This window comes from Escherichia sp. MOD1-EC6162, assembly GCF_002965125.1.
GTDB lineage: Bacteria > Pseudomonadota > Gammaproteobacteria > Enterobacterales > Enterobacteriaceae > Escherichia > Escherichia marmotae.
This window is the reverse complement of sequence record NZ_PTSB01000082.1, coordinates 1-840: the sequence shown is the minus strand read 5'-3', so window position 1 is coordinate 840 and position 840 is coordinate 1. Positions and strand designations below refer to the sequence as shown.

Annotated in this window: 1 protein-coding gene; it reads right to left on the bottom strand. The window is 43.7% G+C overall.

Annotated features, from left to right (window positions below; genetic code table 11):
- Window positions 1-34: 34 nt before the first annotated feature.
- The coding region (locus A9587_RS24230) for a hypothetical protein (protein WP_105281993.1) at window positions 35-840 on the bottom strand (806 nt) is incomplete at its 5' end.

Sequence of the window (840 nt, the reverse complement as noted above, 5' to 3'; positions counted from 1 at the left end):
GCAAACGAGGTGTTTACTGTCAACGATTACTGAATTACATGTAGGTAACAGTAATCGGCAGAGAAGCTGTCCAGGTGGTAGCTTCAGATAGCGCTTCATTGAGAGTGATATTGATCTTCTCACCAGATTTAATACCTGAAGCATACAAACCACTTAATTCATCATATATACGGGAAAAATCGAACTCTCCCGACTGACCATCTTCCCCCGTTGGAGACTGATAGGTGTCCGTGATATCAGAGAAAAATGTAATAGCGGTGCTTACAACGTTTTTAGCAGAAGAGTCAATAGAATCACCAGTCTTACCTACACCACCATAAAATGCCTTCCCTGCTGCAGAAGCATACGTCGAGTGGGCAGAAGCCCCTGTCGATAAATCACCACGATATAAAAACTTGGCATATACGCCCCCTGCATAAATTTTCGTGGTTAATGTACCGATATCCTGCTCACCAGACTTAACTGGCAGTGTTAATGTCCCGATTCCTTGAGCAAAAGAATCCAGGTTAACAGCGCTGCCATAGCTAATTTGTGGTGTAATACCGACCTGACCATTAAACATTTCATTTTCTGTCGGACGAATCCCCAGAATACCAATAGCATTGGTAACATTAATTGAGACATCTTTTTGCCCGGCTTCAAGGGTCGCATTCAGATCTGTGACTTTGTTACCGACAGCAACTGACCATAGGTTCCCAGTCTGAGATGGAGGCGTCAGCTGACCGCCCATTTCAAAAGAACCATTAAAATCACCAGGAGTCCAGGCAAATACTGAACCAGACACAACGGCAGAAGTAGCCACTGCCAGTGCAATCAGAGTCTTTTTCATAAAAAGAAATT